This window comes from Mucilaginibacter sp. Mucisp86, assembly GCF_047324315.1.
In the GTDB taxonomy this organism is placed as follows: domain Bacteria; phylum Bacteroidota; class Bacteroidia; order Sphingobacteriales; family Sphingobacteriaceae; genus Mucilaginibacter.
The window spans coordinates 71780-92902 of the sequence record NZ_CP168503.1 but is presented as its reverse complement, the minus strand read 5'-3'; the positions used below and the strand labels follow the sequence as shown (position 1 = coordinate 92902).

Annotated in this window: 18 protein-coding genes; 8 read left to right on the top strand and 10 right to left on the bottom strand. The window is 42.4% G+C overall.

Annotated elements, in window-relative coordinates:
* Nucleotides 1–246: 246 nt before the first annotated feature.
* Nucleotides 247–822, top strand: coding sequence for a hypothetical protein (locus ACEN9X_RS00305; protein WP_413668505.1), 576 nt, complete (start codon nt 247–249; stop codon nt 820–822).
* A 13-nt stretch (nt 823–835) separates the two neighbouring features.
* The gene (locus tag ACEN9X_RS00300) at nt 836–1714 is read left to right on the top strand and encodes a YitT family protein (protein WP_121810611.1); all 879 of its coding nucleotides are present in this window, start codon (nt 836–838) and stop codon (nt 1712–1714) included.
* Between the two features lie 277 nt (nt 1715–1991).
* Here the strand turns inward: ACEN9X_RS00300 and ACEN9X_RS00295 are convergent, their stop codons facing one another.
* From ACEN9X_RS00295 to ACEN9X_RS00280, 4 genes are all read right to left on the bottom strand, one after another.
* On the bottom strand, nt 1992–3386 hold the full coding sequence (locus ACEN9X_RS00295) for an IS4 family transposase (protein ID WP_413668504.1): 1395 nt from the start codon (nt 3384–3386) through the stop codon (nt 1992–1994).
* A gap of 344 nt (nt 3387–3730) precedes the next feature.
* Nucleotides 3731–4774 (bottom strand): adenylate/guanylate cyclase domain-containing protein, encoded by a 1044-nt coding sequence (locus ACEN9X_RS00290; RefSeq protein ID WP_413668503.1) that lies wholly within the window; start codon nt 4772–4774, stop codon nt 3731–3733.
* On the bottom strand, nt 4774–5151 hold the full coding sequence (locus ACEN9X_RS00285) for a response regulator (protein WP_413668502.1): 378 nt from the start codon (nt 5149–5151) through the stop codon (nt 4774–4776). The genes ACEN9X_RS00290 and ACEN9X_RS00285 overlap by 1 nt, the downstream gene beginning before the upstream one ends.
* 62 nt (nt 5152–5213) lie before the next feature.
* The gene (locus ACEN9X_RS00280; RefSeq protein ID WP_413668501.1) at nt 5214–6605 is read right to left on the bottom strand and encodes an ATP-binding protein; all 1392 of its coding nucleotides are present in this window, start codon (nt 6603–6605) and stop codon (nt 5214–5216) included.
* A 225-nt stretch (nt 6606–6830) separates the two neighbouring features.
* On the opposite strand from ACEN9X_RS00280, the gene ACEN9X_RS00275 reads away from it, so the two are divergent.
* Together ACEN9X_RS00275 and ACEN9X_RS00270 are read left to right on the top strand one after the other, a co-directional pair.
* A complete protein-coding gene (locus tag ACEN9X_RS00275) occupies nt 6831–8495 on the top strand; it encodes an ATP-binding cassette domain-containing protein (protein WP_413668500.1) in 1665 nt (554 codons plus the stop codon).
* Complete coding sequence (locus tag ACEN9X_RS00270; RefSeq protein ID WP_413668499.1) at nt 8488–9546, top strand: glycosyltransferase; 1059 nt, start codon at nt 8488–8490, stop codon at nt 9544–9546. Before ACEN9X_RS00275 ends, ACEN9X_RS00270 begins: the two co-directional genes overlap by 8 nt.
* A gap of 384 nt (nt 9547–9930) precedes the next feature.
* Here ACEN9X_RS00270 and ACEN9X_RS00265 read toward each other — a convergent pair whose 3' ends face one another.
* From ACEN9X_RS00265 to ACEN9X_RS00240, 6 genes are read right to left on the bottom strand one after another with little or no spacing between them, the layout of a single operon-like run.
* Complete coding sequence (locus ACEN9X_RS00265) at nt 9931–11031, bottom strand: glycosyltransferase family 4 protein (RefSeq protein ID WP_413668498.1); 1101 nt, start codon at nt 11029–11031, stop codon at nt 9931–9933.
* The gene (locus tag ACEN9X_RS00260) at nt 11031–11951 is read right to left on the bottom strand and encodes a hypothetical protein (RefSeq protein WP_413668497.1); all 921 of its coding nucleotides are present in this window, start codon (nt 11949–11951) and stop codon (nt 11031–11033) included. Before ACEN9X_RS00260 ends, ACEN9X_RS00265 begins: the two co-directional genes overlap by 1 nt.
* A 2-nt stretch (nt 11952–11953) precedes the next feature.
* Nucleotides 11954–12889, bottom strand: coding sequence for a GNAT family N-acetyltransferase (locus ACEN9X_RS00255; protein WP_413668496.1), 936 nt, complete (start codon nt 12887–12889; stop codon nt 11954–11956).
* The gene (locus ACEN9X_RS00250) at nt 12882–13886 is read right to left on the bottom strand and encodes a polysaccharide deacetylase family protein (protein ID WP_413668495.1); all 1005 of its coding nucleotides are present in this window, start codon (nt 13884–13886) and stop codon (nt 12882–12884) included. The genes ACEN9X_RS00255 and ACEN9X_RS00250 overlap by 8 nt, the downstream gene beginning before the upstream one ends.
* A complete protein-coding gene (locus ACEN9X_RS00245; protein ID WP_413668494.1) occupies nt 13883–15040 on the bottom strand; it encodes an amidohydrolase family protein in 1158 nt (385 codons plus the stop codon). Before ACEN9X_RS00245 ends, ACEN9X_RS00250 begins: the two co-directional genes overlap by 4 nt.
* On the bottom strand, nt 15027–15779 hold the full coding sequence (locus ACEN9X_RS00240; RefSeq protein WP_413668493.1) for a class I SAM-dependent methyltransferase: 753 nt from the start codon (nt 15777–15779) through the stop codon (nt 15027–15029). The genes ACEN9X_RS00245 and ACEN9X_RS00240 overlap by 14 nt, the downstream gene beginning before the upstream one ends.
* Before the next feature lie 319 nt (nt 15780–16098).
* Between ACEN9X_RS00240 and ACEN9X_RS00235 the strand changes: the two genes are divergently transcribed.
* From ACEN9X_RS00235 to ACEN9X_RS00220, 4 genes are all read left to right on the top strand, one after another.
* Nucleotides 16099–17601: a B12-binding domain-containing radical SAM protein gene (locus tag ACEN9X_RS00235; protein ID WP_413668492.1), complete on the top strand. Its 1503-nt coding sequence runs from the start codon at nt 16099–16101 to the stop codon at nt 17599–17601.
* A 9-nt stretch (nt 17602–17610) separates the two neighbouring features.
* Nucleotides 17611–18657, top strand: a complete 1047-nt coding sequence (locus ACEN9X_RS00230; protein ID WP_413668491.1) for a radical SAM protein — start codon at nt 17611–17613, stop codon at nt 18655–18657.
* Between the two features lie 174 nt (nt 18658–18831).
* Nucleotides 18832–20295: a B12-binding domain-containing radical SAM protein gene (locus tag ACEN9X_RS00225; protein WP_413668490.1), complete on the top strand. Its 1464-nt coding sequence runs from the start codon at nt 18832–18834 to the stop codon at nt 20293–20295.
* The gene (locus ACEN9X_RS00220) at nt 20292–21113 is read left to right on the top strand and encodes a class I SAM-dependent methyltransferase (protein ID WP_413668489.1); all 822 of its coding nucleotides are present in this window, start codon (nt 20292–20294) and stop codon (nt 21111–21113) included. Before ACEN9X_RS00225 ends, ACEN9X_RS00220 begins: the two co-directional genes overlap by 4 nt.
* The last annotated feature ends 10 nt before the right edge of the window (nt 21114–21123 follow it).

The following is a 21123-nucleotide window of genomic DNA, read 5'->3' as shown; positions in this document are numbered from 1 at the left end:
TAGAGGTACATGATTGTGCCAGTTGAATCCATATCTATTTTGAATTTGACATGTTTGTGGAAATGTAATCTCTTTGTTCTTGATAAAAAAAGGGCAATCATCATTATCGATATAGGAGACTCCGATGGAGTCGTAAAATAGACAGAATCTAAATGGCTCCATAGGAGCCTCCTATCTTAAATAAGATTTTTCCCGATCATCGCATCCCTCCTAAATTTATATATTAGCGCCTATTATAAATACTGAATGCAAGTAGAACAAGCCGGGGACTTTATCCTCGACAAAATAAAAAACGAACTCCCCGAACATTTTCATTACCATAATGCCGATCATGCCCTTGATGTTTATACCGCGGCAAAACAAATTGCGGCGGGTGAGGAGGTAAGCGGGCACGAATTACAGCTATTGCTCACTGCAGCTTATTATCATGATTCGGGTTTTTTATTTGGGCAAGCCAATCATGAGGAAAGCTCATGCAAAAACGCACGAGAATATCTACCTCAATTTGGTTATACTACTGATGAAATTGAGCAGGTTTGCGATATTATTATGGCAACCAAAATGCCGCAAAGCCCTCATAATCATTTAGGGCAGATAATTTGTGATGCCGATTTAGATTATTTGGGCCGAAATGATTTTTTTATCCTCAGTAAAAGGTTATTTTCGGAACTTGTAATTACAGATCACCTTGAATCGGAATTGGAGTGGGACAGGCAGCAGGTGAAATTCCTGCAGAGCCATCACTACTTCACCCAAACTGCGCTCAGGCTCAGGGCTGAATGTAAGAACGAACACTTAACAGCTATCACACAACGACTATAAAATACTGCTATTAATGACACAGCCGGGTTTAAAAATTGAAGAAGTTATCAAAGATGTAGTAACAGTTATCATTGGTATTTTATTCTGCGGTTTCGCTTTAAAAGGTTTTTTGGTACCCAATAGTTTCTTTGACGGCGGGGTAACCGGCATCTCATTGTTAATTCATGAGCTTTATCATTTCAATATAGCCTATGTAATTATCATAGCCAATATCCCTTTTATTATCATGGGCATGTTCCAGGTTAATAAATCATTTGCATTAAAAACGTTTGCATGTGTAATTGGACTTGGCCTGTGTTTGCAATTTATAGAATACCCGGTTATAACCCAGGATAAACTATTGGTGTCTATTTTTGGTGGCGTGTTTATGGGCCTGGGTGTAGGGCTGTCCATTCGTGGCGGTTGCGCACTGGATGGTATAGAGATATTGGCTTTATATACGCTGAAACGCAGCAGTTTCACCATTAGCGAGATCATTTTAGGTATCAACATTATCATCTTCCTGATAGCAGCTGTTGAATTGGGTTTGCCTACAGCATTGTACTCCATTTTAACCTATTACACAGCATCGCGCACCATCACTTTTGTTATTGACGGTTTGGAAGAATACACGGCGGTAAATATCATCTCTGGTCAAAGTGAGATCATTAAAGAACGACTTGTGATGGAACTTGGTCGTGGGATCACGATTTACAAAGGTGAGCGTGGCTTTATGAAGGAGAGTTTTGATGTTCACCAACCGGTAGATATCATCTTCACTGTGGTAACCCGTTTAGAAGTACGCAGGTTAAAAAACCTGGTTCATAGCATCGATCCTAAAGCTTTCGTATTTACTAATAGTATTAAAGAAGCTGCCGGCGGGGTGTTGAAGAAAAAGGTAAGGGATCATTAATTGAAAGTTCTAAGTCTTTAGTTTTAAGTCATAAGTCGTTTACAGCGAAAAACAGTAATGCCATCCCAAAAGGATGGCATTACTGTTAAATAACAAGACTACTTCGGGTTTAGCGGAGCGTAACCCGGAGTGGGCATTGCTTAAGCTTCCAGCTTCAATGAAAAAATTATAACCGTAGCCATTGTTGGTGTTGTCACCACGGGTGTTCGGAAGAAATAAAAAAAGCTGGGGATTGTGCGATTCCCTCCCCTGGGAGCTACTGTGTGTACACATCTTTTTAGTTATAATCTTGAAAGAGTAACCATCCTTCATACACATTGTAAAATTTGGCCAGGCCCTTTTGTAATACAATAGGGCCTGGTTTTCTTTGTGATGTATATCCTTTCCAACCGCCCATTCGTGCAATTATCCATGTAGCCCATCTTAAGGTATTTGTTTTTACTGGGTTCTTTAACTTTTCGGTTTCTCCCTCCATTTTCTTGCCTATCATTTGTAAACACTTTTGCTCTTGCTTATCAAAAACCTCATCTATAGATTGTTCATTATCATCTAAATAAGATAACATCATCTGCATGATCCGCAGACTTGCCATCATAGCCAGCAAAGTAAGCTTGCGAATAGCCCATCCCTGTTCCAGTTGGGATCGTTCGATCCGGAAGCCGTCTGTTTTCAATAACCGGTGAATCTGTTCAATGTGCCATCTTTCCTTATACCAGCGGATGATCTGTAAAGCTTGTTCCGATGTAGTGACTTGATGGGTTGTTAATATCCGCCAGTGAATACCATTTTTCCGGCCCTGCTCAATGGCCTCCACTACATAAATCTGCTGAACGTCCGGCAATTGCTCATCTTTGCATGACTTTGGCTTTAACAGTTCAACCCCTGACCATTTTAGCCCCATTTCAGCAACACGCTTAGTGGTGTTTTTCCTGATATCGCCTGCTATGGATAACTTATAAGTATGCATTACAGGCAAGGCCTCCAGGCATGTACTTAGCTTTAATTTTCCGCTGATCTGACGATCGTGGTTGGAACGGATAAGCAGATGCACCCGATCTTTTTCTGCTACACCAAACAGGTCATAAATATCGCTTTCACGGTCAGCAACAATGGTTATCGTACTGGCATCTTTCAACAAATCTTTACTCTCCCTGGCTGCCTCTATCCATTTGTACGACTCTTTTTCTTTGACAGGAAGATCCCGGTAATTACGGCCCTGCTTTTCGGGTGTCGCTTCCGCTCTTTCCCATGTCTTGATAAAAGAATAGCCTAATGCATGGCTTCTGTCAGCATCCACCACCAAACTACTATGTAACATAAATCCCAGGATATCATTCCTGGATGTCGTCCCCAATCCACTTTCCGGCTTTATACGCCTTTGCTTTGCCGAAAAGTTAAACTCTGTCGTATCCTGTATACACAATAAATGTCTGCCTTTGCTTAATTCACTGCATCGCGCTGTGATACTTTTTATAATCCCCGATTCACTAAAACTTTCATTATTAAATAATCGGTAAAAACTACGCTGTTCCGATTCATCTTCCGTGATCTCCCGTAAACTACTACTTCGACCTGTTGTCAGCTTTCTTAATACCTGTGCTGCACGTTTTCCTATTCGCTTGTCTCCAAATACCCCCTCAAAATCGGGGTTAGAGTTAACCGGCTTTTCCATCTCCCAAATGTCTAACCTTTTTTTATTAATTGTGTACACACAGTAGCCCCTGGGAGGGTGTAGGGAGGGGTTTCACCGATAGGATTACCCGTTTGAAATGGCGCATAAACCCCTCCCTGCCACTACACAACTCTGACGCACCCCTCCCCAAGGAGGGAATTAAAAATCTTCCGAACACCTGTGGTGGCAACACCAACAACGGCAGAAGTGCTTAATAAAGGCTTGCGTTTATAACGCCCATGCGATGAAATCGCCAACCCATTTTAAGCGCCCGTTGAAGACGAGTGCAATTGTTGAAGCTTTGATTCTTGACGACTTTGTACTCCTTACTCCCGACTTAAGACTTAATCCACCACCTCGTAAATCTCCACAGGATTAGCCTTATTTTTCAAACTTACCTCTCCAATTTTATTAAGTGCAAACGAACCTTTTGCCTGTTCATAAACATCGGCACTTACAATGATTTGGTTGGCTTGTGCCACGGTTTGCAGGCGCTGGGCCAGGTTAACGGCATCGCCTATTACAGTATAATCCAGCCGTTTTAATGTGGCCGAACCGATATTGCCAGAGATCATTTCGCCCGAATTGATGCCTATAGAAACAGAGGGTTTAAAAGTTTTGTCGCCCGCCTGGATCTCATCGGCCTCATGCATTTTATCCCGCACAGCCAAAGCTGCATCAATGGCACGGTCAAGGTGGTAATCGCCACGGAAAACGGCCATCACGGCATCGCCCATAAACTTATCTATATGGCCATTTTGTGCTATGATTTCCTGTACCATTACATCAAAGTACTTATTGATCATGCCAACAACGGTATTTGCAGCAACGTGCTCGGTAATGGCGGTAAAACCGCATATATCGATAAAGAGCACTGTCGCTTCAATGGTTTCATTACTTAGCAGGCTGTTCTCAAACTCCTTGTGGGTCATGAAGTTGAGCACGTTCTCATCCACATACATACGCAGGATATTGTTTTCCTTAATGGCCTGCATGGTTTTTTTGAGCTCGATAACGTGTTGCAGCGTTTTTTCGATGGTGATATCAAGATCTTGAAAATTTACCGGCTTGCAAACAAAATCAAACGCGCCCCGGTTCATGGCCGTGCGAATATTATCCATATCGCTATAGGCAGAAACCATTACCGCTTTTAATATAGGATTGGCATCGGGCAATTTGGTAAGCAGGGTTAGCCCATCCATTTCGGGCATATTGATATCGCTTAAAACCACGTCAATATCGGGGTGGGAGGCCAGTTGAGTTAACGCTTCAAAACCGTTTTGGGCAAATACAAATTCATACACGCCTTCCCGTATCTTTTTCCTGAATTTTTGCCTGATCAGTAATTCCAGGTCCTGCTCGTCATCTACTACCAGTATCTTGGCCATTATTGTTCTAAGTGTTTAAGTTTGTCTTTTAAGTTGTTAAAATCAAGCGGCTTGGTTAAAAAGTCGTTGGCGCCAAGCTCCATTGATTGTTTATAGTTTTCGTCATCGCCATAGGCGGTGATCATCATTACTACCGGTGGTGGTTGTTCATAGTTATGCCTTATATTACGTAACAGCTCCAAACCACTCATCCCCGGCATATTAATGTCAGACAAGATCAGGACCACCTGCGAATGATGTTCTTCCAAAAAATGGAGCGCTTCCTCTCCGGATAGCGCAAAATTGAACTCTACTTCGCCGCTTTTGATCTCTTTTCTGAAACGTTGTAAAAACAAGGGTTGAACATCGGCCTCGTCATCAACAACAAGTATTTTCATAGTACTTCAAAGTTAAATTTTTGTGTGGTTTTATTGGGCTTAAACGTAAAAATTACCGGCGTTTAACTCTGGGCAACGTTGCCAACGGGTATGCAAATTATAAAACGTGCAAATTCGCCCTCGGCAGTTTCAACCTTCAATTCGCCGCCATGCCCTTTTGTAATAATATCATAGCTCATAGAAAGCCCGAGACCCGTGCCCTGCCCGGTAGGTTTGGTAGTAAAAAAGGGCTGGTAAATTTTATCCAGCACCTTTTGCGGGATGCCTGTACCATTATCCTCCACCGTAATTTGCACCATATTGACCCCTGCCGGCGATTTTACCCTTTTAGTATTAACCGTTACTGTCGGTTCATACCCCTCGCCAAGACCTCGTTTTTTTTCGGAAACCGAGTAAAATGAATTGTTAAAGAGATTAAGCAACACACGGCCTAAATCCTGCGGGATAGCTTCTATTTTACCCAGATCGGGGTCAAAGCTGGTTTTCATGCCGGCGTTAAATGATTTATCCTTAGCGCGTAAGCCATGATAGCTTAGGCGGAGGTATTCATCAGCAAGTGCATTGATATCGGTTGGCTCTTTTTTGCCGGTTGTAGCGCGCGAGTGTTGCAGCATGCCCTTGACAATGGCGTCGGCGCGTTTGCCGTGCTGATTTATTTTACTCAGGTTTTGGGTAATGTCGTTAATGATATCGCCCGCATCTTCTTTCACATCATCGGGTAATTTGTCAAGTACCTCTTCTTTTAGTTCCTCGAGCAGTTCGATGCTCACTTCGCTAAAGTTGTTCACAAAGTTCAGTGGGTTCTGAATTTCATGGGCAATACCGGCTGTAAGCTCACCTAAGGAGGCCATTTTTTCCGATTGGATCAACTGTGCCTGGGTGCTTTTAAGTTCAGAAAGGGCTTGTTGTAATTCTTCTGTTTGCTTTGTCAACTCGGCTGTGCGTTCTCGTACTTCGCTTTCAAGGTTTACTTTCATAGCGGCCATCATACGGTTTTGCTCCTGCTCGGCAAAGCGTTGTTTTCTTTCATTTTCCAGCGCTTTGGTTTGCTTACGGCTGATAAGCCAAAGTGAAAACGCCCAGATGAGTGCGAATCCAATGAAGCTTTGAAAAGTGCCTTCATGGTTGTCATAAAAGTTGGGAAACCACTTTTCAAATACATCTTTTATCAATCCTAAAATTGCATAGGGGATCAACGCAAAGGCCAGTTGTTTGCCTGATTTCAGGTCGTCGATATAGTAAGGACATATTACTACGCCTAAAAAAAACAAGTGCGAAATTATCGTTGTAAGCTTTTCCCCGTGGTCAAAGCTTACACCGAATATAAAAATTGCTATAGCTATATAATAGCCTATGTTAAGGTATTTGTTCCACTTGGTAAGCAGTCCATCAATTTTTAAGTGTCTCCTGTATTGGGTAATCACAAATACGGCAAGGAAAGGTTCTAAACTCATGAAGGTTGTTTTACTTCTTTATATAAATGCGAAGCCGAAATTTAACAATTTTACAACGATTATTAAACTATGCTTGTAATTTATCGGAGTGGCAGATTGGAATAGTACATTTTTAATTGTATCCTGGGGCGCCTTACGCCAAATGTGCAAAGCAACCCTAAAGCTGTGTAAAACGTAATCAATAATAAAGCCAGCGATGAACCTGGTTTTATTGTTATCGCCCACTTGAAGCAAATTTTAAAAAGTATTCTGCTCATCCTTAATCAATCTGAAAAGCGAAGGCTTATCGGGTTAATTATTGCGGATATTGCTATAGCCTTGCTGGATGTTGCCTTTTTAGCAATGCTGCTGCTAATGGTGAATTTTTATACGCAGCAAGGCATCAATAATAATTATAATTTTTTACCGGCCAGTCTTGTCAATGATAAATCATTGTGGTTTATCGGGGTGTTTTTGGTGCTTTTCGCGATAAAAAATTGTATCGGTTTCCTTGCCCAGAACGCGCAGCATCATTTTTTTTATCAGGTAGCGTCGAGACTGTCCGAGCGTAATATCCGAAATTATCTTGATTCAGGTTTTGATCAGTTTATCCATATTGATTCATCGATACATACCCGGCGAATCAGCCAGCAACCTATCGAATTCAGCCATTATATCCTCACCAATTTTCAGCAAATAATATCTCAAACGGTATTGATATTTTTTACCATTGGGGCTATTATGCTATATCATCCGGCTTTGTTTGTGTTGCTGTTTGTGTTACTGCTGCCGCCCGTTGCAGCTTTGGGTTGGTTTATCAAGAGCAAGCTAAAATCCATCCGGGGGCAGATCAAAACGGTAAGTGAAAAAACGCTTCAGCATTTAAACGAGTCATTGTCGGGCTATGTGGAGAGTAATATCTATCAAAAAAACGATTTCTTCAGCCGCCGTTTTTTTAGCTATCAGCGGCAGCTTAATCATAATATAGCATCGCAGCAAACCTGGCAAAACCTGCCATCGCGTTTGATGGAAGTATTTGCTGTGCTGGGCTTTTTTATTCTCATCGCCGTAAATAAATTAATCGGCGGTACCCCCATAGTTAGCATCCTTACCATCGGCATTTTTGTGGCGGCGGCGTATAAGATCATCCCCGGTATTGTAAAAATCCTGAATAGCAGCGGGCAAATGAAAACTTATGAGTTTATTCTGGCCGATTTGATAATCTGGCAAAACGAAAAGCCACAGCTAAATGAAATCATTGATGAACACATCATATCGCTGAGATTTGAAGGCGTAAGTTTTAATTATCCCGATAAACCTGTTTTAGATAAACTTTTTTTTGAAATAATCCCCGGCGATATTACAGGCATTTCGGGTAATTCGGGCCGGGGGAAAACAACTATCATTAATCTTTTGACGGGCTTTTTAGAACCAACTGAAGGAGGGATTTATATTAATAATAAAAACGCTACTGCGGCAGTGCGCCGGCTTTATCGTAAAAATATCTCGCTGGTAAAGCAGCAACCGTTTTTTTTATACGATACCATTCTTAAAAATATAATACTTGATGATGTGGCGCCCGATGAACAGAAGGTGGAAGAGGTATTAGCGTTCTGTGGATTAAATAAACTGATTGCCGGATATCATGAAGGCATGGGCAAGGTCATTACTGAAAATGGTAAAAATATTAGCGGTGGACAGCGTCAAAGGATTATGCTGGCACGGGCACTATATCATGATCATGATCTGCTGATATTGGATGAACCTTTCAGTGAGATGGATGCAGATGCCGAAAATGAGTTGTTAATGAAATTGCAGCAACTGGCCCGGATGGGTAAAATGATCATTCTGATCACGCATAACAAAAACAGTTTGGCTATTTGTAATAAAGTAATATCCCCCAATGTATAATCGCAAAAAAACATTAGTTATCCTGAGTCCCGGTTTTCCCGAAAATGAAGCTGATACTACCTGCTTGCCCCCTCAACAGGTTTTTGTACGGGCATTGAAGGCCGAAAATCCGGAGCTGAATATCATTGTATTAAGTTTTCAATATCCGTTTTTTGCAGCCAGATATAACTGGCATGGTGTAAAAGTCATGAGTTTTGGAGGGATGGGGCGCGGTAAACTGTTCAGGCTGAACACATGGATGAAGGTATGGAGAACTTTATCTGCTCTGAATAAAAAGTATGAAATAGTGGGCTTGTTAAGTTTTTGGTTTGACGAATGTGTTTTTGTTGGGCACTATTTTGCCCGGACAAACAATATTAAACATCGCTGCTGGATGCTGGGGCAGGATGCCAAAGCCGGAAACAGGTACGCTAAGCGGATAAAACCAAAAGGGGAGGAATTGATAGCGTTGTCAGATTTTATTGTTCGGGAGTTTACTAAAAACTATCAGGTAAAGCCTGCAAATATCATTCCGGTAGGGATTGACACTTCATTGTTTGACCAGTTAATCACCGAAAAAGACATTGATATTTTAGGTGCAGGTTCATTAATCCCATTAAAGCGGTTTCACCTGTTTGTTGAAGCTGTTGCTATCCTGAAGCAGCGTTACCCCGGTATCAAAACTGTAATTTGTGGTGACGGTCCGGAAAAGGAGAATTTATTAGCCCTGATTAAATCAAAACACCTTGAAAATAATATCACTCTGGCAGGCGAACTTCAGCATGACGATGTACTTAAAATGATGCAGCGCTCAAGGGTTTTATTTCACCCGTCGGAATATGAAGGTTTTGGCTCTGTGTGTCTTGAAGCCCTTTACGCCGGTGCCAAAGTGGTAAGTTTTGTTAAGCCTATGGATGCCGATATAGCCAATTGGCATATTGTGAATGATATGGCCGGGGTTGAGCAGGCTATTCACAGCGTGCTCGACAGTACTGATACTGAAAATGACCCGGTATTGGTTTACGATATCAGGGATAATGTTAGGAAAATGAAAGATGTGTTTAGTATCTAAAGCATTATTTTCCCGTCTTTACCACCTTGAGGTTGTGTCATAAATTAAATTGACGCCCCTTGGTGTTGTGTCACCTATGAATTGAAATTTAGCCGACAATGTTTATATAAAAAGGGGGTTAACGCTTTTTGGGTTTAAAAAACACTTAACTATCTTATTATGAATATTTTAATTGAAAATTAGCGCTAAATTGTGTTAACCCTGTTAACCCCCTTTTTGTCAGTAGAGTCAACCGAAAACAATATGTCGGTTAAGTATCCGAATAAGTCAAAAAAAAGCCGTATCACGATTTATGATACAGCCTCTTAACATGGGTTAGCTATTGCATCGCTCGTTAAAACGAACGCAAGACAAAATTCTACGCTCTTAGTTTATAAGTTTAATTTAAAGGCTCGCTGCTATCTCTTCAATCCTCTCTGCAATGGCTTCAAATGATAAGTTTTGTTTATAATATTCAATGGATAGGCGACGCTTTTCTGCCACATTCATTTGACTGGTTTGCATGAGTACCTCAAGTAAGGCGGTTTCATTCCCCGGTTCATATAGCGTACCGCACTCACCATTATTGGTGATCATCCTGAACGATAAAATATCAGTAACAATCGGCACACACCCGCATGACATGGCCTCGCAAATTGCAGTTCCGCTGCCTTCATAATGGGACCCGGAGATAATAAAATCCGCGCTGTTATACCAGTAGAGCAAGTCGGCATGAGGTACTTTACCAACCAGTTCAATAGCTTCTTTATTTGGCGAGGCATTTATTAACTCGTTTACCCTGGGCAATAGCTCTTCCGTGTGATAGATCATGTATAGCTTTACGCCTGGCGCGTTTTCGGCAAATTTCAAAAAAGCCCTGACCACGTTAAGCGGGTCTTTGTTGTCATTTAGCCGACCCACCCATAAAAATACCGGCTTACCTTTTGCGTTTGTTTTAGCCATAGCTTCTGTACGGTCAATCGGAAAAAATACAGAGGAAACTTCCATCACCTCGTGTATTTTATCCGGTGATTTGAGGTTGCCGGCAGTTACCCATTCCAGCCCCATATCATGCGAAGCAAACAAGTAGGCATCAGCATAGTTATCTGCCAGTTTTTGCAGGTTCTTTTTTATACCGCCGGGGAAAGGTTTCTCGGCATGGTTTTGAACTATTATTCGGGTGCGCTTACCTAACATTAATCCAAGCTGAATCAATTGAACCGGCTGATGAAGTCCGTGGAATATCACAATATCAGGGTTTAAACTCTTGACATACAGGTTAAGCCTGAAATTAAAATAAAGCTTTTTTTTGCTGAAGTTTACAAAGTGATAGGCTATATTATTATGATGAACAATGCCTTCATAGCTGATCTGTTTCACGTTAATTACCTCATGCCGTTTACTTAGCTGGTCCATAAGGCCGGTATAGCCTAACGTGCGAACAAACCATGCTTTAGGATCATCAAACTCGGGTGTATAGTTATAGCTTACAAAAACGTATCTCATTAAAATAGCCCCTCGATACTGGTATAGTTACTGTTTTGAAATTGTAGAAAACCTACATGGTATAATGATTCGGGATTGGTCTTTATAACCTTGTTGTTGATCACCTTACCGATCATGAGCATATGGTAGCCCATTTTTTTATGCTCAAATACTTCTATTTCTTTATAGCCACCCGAACATGCCGGTACGGGAAACCCAAATACTTCACTTTGAATCGTATCAAAAGGCAGCTCTTTAACAGGGGTAGGAGCGGTACTGGAATGTTTGCCTAAATTATAAACCGAGTTGATATCAACTGTATCCGTATCACAAACCACTACCTTACCGGCATTCAGGATCTTATCTAAGGTGATATTGGTTGTACGCAGGCCCAGCAGGTAAATGCCCTCTTCCTCAATAAAGCCATGAATATCCATCGGGAAAACATTGCAATACGCCTCATCTGCATAAGAAACGATGATAATACTGCGGGGATAGGAGTATAGGGCGCTTACAATCCTGCGGCTATCATACGTATTCTTCTTTGATCGTAAAAAATACCTGAAAAGCATTTCACGCTTCAACGCATTAAGCTGATGGTTTTTTACCTGGTCTATTCTGAATAAAAGCAGGCTGCCTTTTGTTGTATCCATTTTTTCAATAAGCGATACACTGATAGAAGCGCTCAGCATGCCATTCGTTTTAAATTCGATAATCGCATTTGCCGGGTTTAGGTTGGCCGCTTCATTAGCAGGCAACCAGGCCGCCATACAAAACGGATCAAGGCAGATCATGCTGTTGTTGCGGGTGATATCCAAACTTTTGCCTGCAACGTTTAAAAAAACCTTCTCCCTGATCTGGCTTTGTTGCAGGCGAGTTATATAGAAGGTTTTGACGGGATTCCCGTTAAACAGCAGCTTTTTAATCGGTTGAGTTATCATATCTAAAAAATGTCTATGTCAGCAAATGCAAATGCCAATTTATCAAGCGGTGTTCGTGAGCTAAGGTCTTTAACAATTACAGGGAACGAGGGGATAGGCTCTGCATGGAGTTTTAAAAACGCATTTAATTCAGATCGTTTGTCGGCCTGGAACTGAAGTTTTTGTAACCCTAATCGCCCGGCTATTTTTTTGAGCCGGGGTATAATATCGCTAAGGTCATCAGTTACAAAGTCAATGTCGCCTATCACCATACCTCCGGCAATCCTGAACCAAACCGAAGAGTTGCCGGTTTTTATAGTGAAACTTTCGGTATATGTTTTATGGCTAAGGTAGCTGCTGTCTCTGTGCAGGCTGTAGAAACCTTCGTTAATTAATGAGCTTGTTATTCCTTTTTGAGGAGATTCGTACCTTTTAATTAGGTTTTTAGCATAAAACCTATATAATCCGTTTAAAACCGGGAATTTGTTTGCCAATCTTTCAAGCGGGAGCGCTTTAACCGGGATGATGAAACATTCCATTTGTGCCGATACTTGCCAGTTGAGCTTGTTTACAAAGCCCGGCAGGGAGTTTTGATTCGGAAAACCAAACAGGATTTGGATTCCCTCTTTATGACAAAGCTCATAGGTGCGTTGGGCGAGTGTAATAAACAATCCTTTACCCTGGTGATCGGGATGGGTCATGGTATCTGCCGATTGCGCCGCCAAAACGGGATGACCATCGCATTCAATAAAACAGGGGATCACACCGTAAAAGGCCGCGGGTACATTGCCCGCATAGGCCAGGTAGCCGGTGTACATTACGCTGGTAAATGCGGTGTTATACTTCCTTGAAAAAAAGTCTGATGGCAATGTTTTGCCATAAACAGCCTTGTGCAGGCTTGTCATATCGGCAAGTCGCTCCCCTGTCAATCGTTCTATCCTATACTCGTCGTTATGCATATCTCCCCCTTATTATCGCGTTTAACTGGTTAGGAATGGATATGAACGGATTAATGGTTAAGCGTTCACGCATGGTGTTATCCTGCCCGTCATCGGGTTTAATAAAATCTGTGGCAAGCAGTTGGGTATAACCGGCTGCTTTAGCATCTTTTAAAACCTGCTCATTGTATGAGCCATAAGGGAAAGCAAAACTGTTGATTGGCTTTCCTGTAATGTTTTCAAGATATTGTTTGCACATGGTCATCTCACTGGCTGCGCTTGCCGGGCCAATACGTGCCAAATCATTATGGTAGTAACTATGCGCGCCAATAGCAGCAAATGCCGAGGCAGACATGGTTTTGATCTGTGCAGGAGTCATCTGCAACCAGTAATCGTCATTCAGCCGGTTTGCCCTTAAGCCCGTAAGCTGCTCCAGAAAACTCATTAACGCAGCTTTTTCGTTAAATCCTGTCGATCTCAGCTTGTCGGCGTAAAGTGTGCCGTTTTCATCAACGTATTTGTTGTTCCTGTTTTTACGATAAGTTTCATTTTTATAAGTGAACCTGGCGGGCCCATAATACCCGGCAATGCTTAGCATATCGTTCCATAAAATATCAAAACCGGCATCGCGGATGGCTGTAACAAAAAATGTAGCCGGAATGCGGTATTTAGTGAGCAAAGGCAATACATAATGGTAGTTGTTAGCCAGTCCGTCATCAAAAGTAAGGGCTATATTAAATTTTTGACCGCTGAAATTGCCCTTATAATAATCATCAAGCGAAACCACATTGAAGTACTTCTTATAGTATTGCAGATGTTCTTCAAACCTTTCGGCGGTTAAAAACAGTGTGTTAAATTTATGCGGATCACTTTTGCAGACGTTGTGATAAAGCACAATCCGGCTTCCGCGGGCATTTTGATACAGAGTCTTGTCCAGGCCTAAAACATGACGGGCATCGCCGCTTAAATAAGCTGCTTTGCGCTTTGATCCCGACCATATTTTTTTAATGATGCTCATGCTGCCGGCTGTATGGGAAAAGGTACTGGAAAATTGGCGTTGGGTTTATAGCGTTTTATTTCGGCCATTAACCCGTAGATATCACCCTGTACATATTTGAAATGCCTGCCGGTAAATAGCTTACTGTAGCTTTGGTTTATGATGCCGGTAAGCTGGTGGTAAAGTGATTCATCAAATAAAAGAATCTGCCCTTTATGCATTACCAGTAAAATATCATCAGGGGTTACATTATAAAACGCCTGCAAACTTGTTTTACCGTTTGATCTGGCTATAACTACGTCGGCATCAAGTCCGGCGGCAATGTTACCTGTATTCAGGTTCCAGGTTAGCGCTGGCAACGATGTCAATGAATGATACAGTTCATGGTCGGTAAGCATTTTCGTCTTTCGCGCAAACCGGATGTGGTACCAGATGTCCCAATACCCGGTAAGCGTACTATCGGTACCGAATAAAATACGGGTTTTTGTTTTAAGCTGATCAACAGCCGCCGTTTTATTCAGCAGGAAATAATTGGATTCGGGGCACCAGATCAATGCTTTAAAATGTTTAGCTTGCCGGGCATCCATAGCTACGCCGTGTACACCTATCAGTTTGCGCTTAAACAAATTCCATTTAATGAGATCATCAATTTCGGCGTGGGCTGCAGCGTTTGTGCCTTCACCGGTATGGATCACCGCAGGTTGGTTTATTTTAAGGGGATTATTGAGCCGTTTTCTCCAATTTTTTTCAAATTGAACCGAGTGGATGCTTTGGCAATTATCAAAAATGGTAATTAGCGGGTCATTTATGGTAGCTTTTTCGCCGTGGTTTACTACTGTGGTTACACCGCAGAGCAGGTTTTTATAAATGCCCCAGCGTTCGCGCAGGGCAACGGGAATTTTTAATATCGACGAAATTTCTTCGGCATATGTACGGTGGATATGTTTTCCCCAATCGGTATAGCTTTTATAAGTTTGATTGCCGAGTTGCGGAAAAAGATTAAAATCAAGATGATCGTGCGAGTTGATCAATCCCGGGAAAGTTATGGCGTCAACAAAGGTCAGCTGTTCGCGGTCGTAAGCAACGGAGGGGCCAACCTGTGTAATTTTGCCCTCGTTTATACTTATGCTCACCGCGGCATCGTTTCCCGGTATCGTCACATTATTCAGTACCATCTGTTCTTCTCAAATGCAATCCGTAAATAATAGGGAATCCATTATATCTGTCATAAACATGAAGCGCGTTTTTATCGGCATAATAATGCTTCATGCTTTCATCTATCTTAATTTCTTCTTCGGCAACCAGTCTGAAACCCCTGGTCAACAGCAGGTTCTTAATGGTATTTACCGGGTGCACATAGTTTTCAACCGCTATAAAACTATCGCCATGTTTAAATGTGCGCTTACCGCCATTGGCCAGCGTATGCGGGTGGAAATCGGTAATGATGATATCGCCCTTAGGTTTCAGGATGTGCATCCAGGCCTGCAGGGCGGCCTCAATATTTTTAATATGGGCAACAGTAAGCGTTGAAACTATGGTGTCAAAACTTCCCGGGGATATACCGCCAAACAGATCATCAGTAATGCGGTAAATATTAGCCGAAGGAAATTTTTGCTGTAAGCGCGCCAGCATGCCGCCCGAGGTATCAAACCCGGTTAGTTTTTTGGGGTTCAGCGCAAATAACTTTTCCCAGTGCCTCCCTGTACCACAGCCGATATCGGCTATATTTTTACCGGTGATGATTGTCCCGGTAACCAAACGGGGGAATAACATCTCATCAAGGTCAAGCATGAGGTTGCCGGGCTGCGCATCATAATTCTCAGCCCAGATATCATAGGCATCCACCGAACTTTTCTCGAGGATATTGGGCGGAAAAAAGCGTTGCTTAATATAGTTTTTTACGGTTTGGATCACTGTTTCGGGGTGTTTAATTAATAACCTTATATCAGCAATTACGGCTGGTAAATAATAATGGTTGCCAGCTATTTTATTTATAAACTCAGGCAACCAGAGCGAAAAGCGGGGCGTATTTATTAATGTAGAAGCAATTGTGCAGAGGCTCAGAGATAATTGTTGTATGGGCAATCCCCCGCATTTGTGATTGAGTTAGGCAATGGGTTTTATTTGAAATGTTGGCTTTGTACTGGCAGGGGTGCTTTACTGGTCGCTTAAATTAAAAAATAAACCCATTGCCGGGGGATTGAAAGTGAAAGCAAAGTATTGATACTAACAGATGAACAAAATATTATTGTTTAACCCGCGTAGCGCTAATAACAAGTATCGCATACCTAATTCGATACTCAATATCGCGGCCTCGGTTGATGGAAAATATGATTGGGTAATTGTTGACGGCAATTGTGAGCACGACCCGATGGTTAAGATAGATAGCTATTTGAGCACGGGCGAATTTAAGTACTTTGGTTTTACGGTGATGCCCGGGCCGCAGTTAAGACAGGCCATTATCGCGGCAAAAATTATCAAACAAAAATATCCTGATACTAAAATGATCTGGGGCGGATATTTTCCGTCAAATCAACCTAACGCGGTTTTATATTCGGGCTACGTTGATTTTATTATCAATGGGCCCGGCGATCATGCCTTCCCGGCTTTAATTGATGCTTTGGAAAAGAATGAGCCTTATGAGTTTATCCGTAACCTCATTTATAAAGCAACGGATGGCAAGATCATCAAAACGGCTAAAGAAGACCTTTTAGATCAGGACAGCCTGCCGGCGTTGCCCTACGACAAGCTGAATACTTTTTACCCCATCACCAAGTTTCTGGGTAAAACCTATCTGGGCGAAAAAACGATGGCTTATCATTCCAGTATCGGTTGCCCGTTTACCTGCTCTTTCTGTGCGGTGGTGCCAATTTATGAAGCGAGGTGGAAGGCAAAATCAGCTCAGAATGTTTATAATGATGTAAAATATATCAAAGACAAATGGGGCGCCGATGCTATTGAGTTTCATGATAATAACTTTTTTGTATCAGAAAAACGGGCGGTTGAATTTGCCCGGTTGATAAAACCCGAAAACATGACCTGGTGGGGCATGGCCCGCATTGATACCATGTCGAAGTTCAAGGATTCGTCGCTGGCAGCTATTCGCGAATCGGGGTGTAAGATAATCTTCTTTGGGGCAGAGAGCGGCAACAATGCTATTTTGGAGCAAATGGACAAAGGTGGCACCCAAACCGGTGATCAGATCATTGAATTTGCTGAGCGCCTGAAGAAATTTGACATCATTCCCGAATATTCATTTGTGCTCGGCACGCCGGCTCCGACGCAGGAACAGGTACAATCGCAAATTGATTTTGAGATAGATTTTATCAAAAAGGTAAAAGCTGTTAACCCCAAAACAGAGATCGTGATCTATACCTATAGCCCCGTGCCAACCGAAGGCTCGGAACTGTTTAAACAGGTAATGAAAAGCGGTTTTCGCTTTCCGGAAACGCTGGAAGACTGGATCAGCCCGGCATGGGAAGCCTTTGATCTTCGTAAAAACCCGCTTACACCCTGGCTTACGCCTGAGATGATAGATAAGATCAGGAATTTTGAAACGGTACTGAACGGGGTGTATCCAACAGTAACCGATATCAGGCTGAATATGATAAAACGTATGGCTATTAAACTGGTAGCTACTATGCGCTATAAGGCCAGTATGTACCGGTATCCTTACGAGATAAAACTGTTACAAAAGGTTTGGCGCTACAGACAGCCAGAAATTCAGGGATTTTAATTGATGCAGATGACAGGTCAATCATTATATCATACTTTTCAGCGTTTCCGCACACTGCAAACGCACCGCATTGCTGCACTTCCTATCGTAATCCTGATGCCGCATAGCGCCTGTAACTGCCGATGTGTAATGTGTGATATCTGGAAGGATAACAAAAATCTGAAACAGCTTACCGAAGCCGATGTAACGGATCTGTTAGGCGCTTTACGAAAATTTGGTACCAAACAGGTGCTGATGTCGGGTGGAGAGGCCTTGTTGAATACTAATTTTTTCAAGCTATGCGAAATTTTGCGTGCCGAAAAGATCAAGGTCACATTGCTGTCGACCGGTCTGTCTATCAGGAAAAACGCTTTTGATATTTTAAGATGGGTTGATGATTTGATTGTTTCCTTAGATGGTGATGAGCCGTTGCATGATGCTATTCGAAATGTGCCGGGGGCATTCAGGAAACTAAAGGAAGGAGTGGAGTATATCAAATCTCTCGAACCCCAATATCGCATTACTGCCCGTACAGTGATTCACAGGTTAAATTACAGGAATTGGCCGGCCATTATTGAAGCAGCAAGGCAGATGGGTATAGACCAGGTAAGCTTTTTACCTGCTGATGTTAGCAGCCATGCCTTTAACCGCCAAACCGCCTGGGCCGAACCCCGGCAACATGAGATATTGCCAACCGAAAATGAACTTGCCGAGTTTCAGGAGATAGTAAACCAGGTGCTTGCCAATAAAAGTGATTTTACCGCCAGGTTCGTAGCCGAATCACCTGCTAAGATCCAGGATATTTATGGTTACTATGCTGCTTTTTATGGCCATAATGCGTTTCCCTTTAAAAAGTGCAATGCGCCGTGGGTGTCGGCAGTGATTGAGGCTGATGGTGTGGTTCGTCCATGTTTTTTTCATGAGGCGATAGGTAACATTCGGGATAATAGGTTGGAGGATATTTTGAATAGCAAAGAAGCGATCAAATTTCGTAAAACACTGGATATGGCTAATGACCCTACTTGTATGAAGTGTGTATGCTCACTTAATTTATCGCCTTTGGCGAGGTTGGATTGATAAGGAAAATAACTATAAAAAAAGCGCAGGGCGGTGCGATTCCCCTCTCTTGAGAGGGGTGGAGAGGTGTGTTATTTATAAGATATAACCAGCGCAGAAACACACCCCAGCAGCCACACCGCCCTACGCGCCCCCTCTCAAGAGGGGAGTTAAAACAAAGGGTTTAAAAAACGTATGAACAATATACTGTTTACACATTCTTACTTTTTACGGTTTGATCCCAAGCAATGGGGCATAGGCCAGCCTTATGCACCGCTCGGAACTATATATGCTGCTGCTTTAATGCGCCAACATGGCTATAACGTAAGCCTGTTTGATACCATGTTTGTAAGTAACCCCGATGAGGTAATACAGGTCATTGAGCAGAATAAACCCAATTTTTTTGTGATTTATGATGATGGGTTCAACTACCTCACCAAAATGTGCCTCACCAACATGCGCGAAGCCGCTTTTAAAATGGCTAAACTGGCGAAGGAAAGAGGCTGCACGGTAATTGTTTCAAGCTCGGATTCGACTGACAGATATGCGGCCTATCTGGCCGCGGGTGCCGATTTTGTTATCCTTGGCGAAGCTGAGCAAACCCTTGTTGAGCTTACCGAGCATATCAAAAATGGTAGCACCGATCATTTTGCCGTAAAAGGATTAGCTTATATGAACGGCAGCGAGATCGTTAAAACACCAGCCCGCGGCGTGTTGAAGGAACTGGATAGCTTGCCAATGCCAGCGTGGGACCTGGTAAATATGGACAGCTACCGGGAAATGTGGATGAAGAACGCGGGCTATTTTTCAATTAACGTGGTTACTACCCGTGGTTGTCCTTTTAAATGTAACTGGTGCGCCAAACCAATTTATGGCAACCGGTACAACTCGCACAGCCCGCAATATATCGTGAGTGAGATCAAAATGCTGAAAGAAAGATATGGGATGGACCATATCTGGTTTTGTGATGATATCTTCGGGCTGAAACCGGGTTGGGTGCAGGAATTTGCCAACCTATTGGGGCAGGAAGGTATCAGGATCCGTTTCAAGATCCAGTCGCGGGCCGATTTGCTGGCAGAGGAGGAAGCTGTAGGGGCTTTGGCTGCAGCCGGTTGTGAAAATGTATGGATAGGCGCCGAAAGTGGGTCGCAGAAAGTACTTGATGCCATGGATAAAGGCATTACTATCAACCAGATCCACACTGCCACGCACCTCATGAAGGCGCATGGAATTAAACCATCGTTTTTTATCCAATTTGGTTACCCGGAAGAAACCCGTGATGATATCACGCTTACCATTGATATGATCAATCAGTTACTTCCCTATGAGATAGGTATATCAGTGTCATACCCGCTGCCCGGTACTGGTTTTTATGAGCGTGTTAAAACCGAGTTGAAGAAGAAAACCAACTGGACAGATTCCGACGAAATGGCCCTGATGTTCAAGAATACCTATCCGGCTTATTACTATAAGCAATTGCATAAATATGTACACCGTAACTATCACAAGCACCTGGCTAAAAACAGTTTGCAAAAGTTGCTTAAAGATCCGTTCGGAAGTTCGGCAAACAGTATAAAAAAGGCATTATCTGTGTTTTATTATGCGCCGCTTACCTATTTTGAAAAACTAAAGCTGGAAAAATTTGAAAAGGCGATATGACCGGAGCTGCACCACATATAAATGAGCAATTTGCCGAAGCCGCGTTCAGCAACCAATCGGTAATTTTTGATGACTTGTATTCGGGCGATACCATTATCGGTTACAAACGCAAACGGGTGCGCGATCATATTTTGAAATATCTTAAATCCGGCGGCAGTATCCTGGAACTGAACAGTGGCACCGGTGAGGATGCGCTGTTTTTTGCAAAGGAAGGTTTCAAAACCCATGCCACGGATATTTCAAAAGGGATGCAGCAGCAATTACGTGAAAAGGTAGCAAAACATGGAGTACAGCATTTGGTAAGCAATGAGCTTTGTTCCTACACAGAGCTTGAGAAGTTAAACAATAAAGGTCCTTACGATTTGATCTTTTCCAATTTCGCGGGCCTCAATTGTACCGGCGAACTGGATAAAGTATTAAGTTCATTTGCCGGATTGTTAAATCCGGGAGGCATGGTGACTTTAGTGGTGTTACCAAAGTTTTGCCTTTGGGAAACTTTATTGGTATTTAAAGGTAAATTCAAAACGGCTTTCCGCAGGTTCTTTAGCAGTAAAGGCCGCAAAGCCCATGTTGAAGGAGTTTATTTTGATTGCTTTTATTACAATCCGTCGTACATAAAAAAACGTCTAAAGCAAGAATTTGATATACTGGGCGTTGAGGGATTATGTACCATAGTACCACCATCATATATTGAAGGTTTTGCCGAAAAACATCCGCGGGCTTATAAAATATTGACTGGTTGGGAAGATAGCTTAAAAGGTTCCTGGCCGTTCAAATATATTGGCGATTACTATATTATCTCGCTCAGAAAAAGGTAAGCTAAACCAT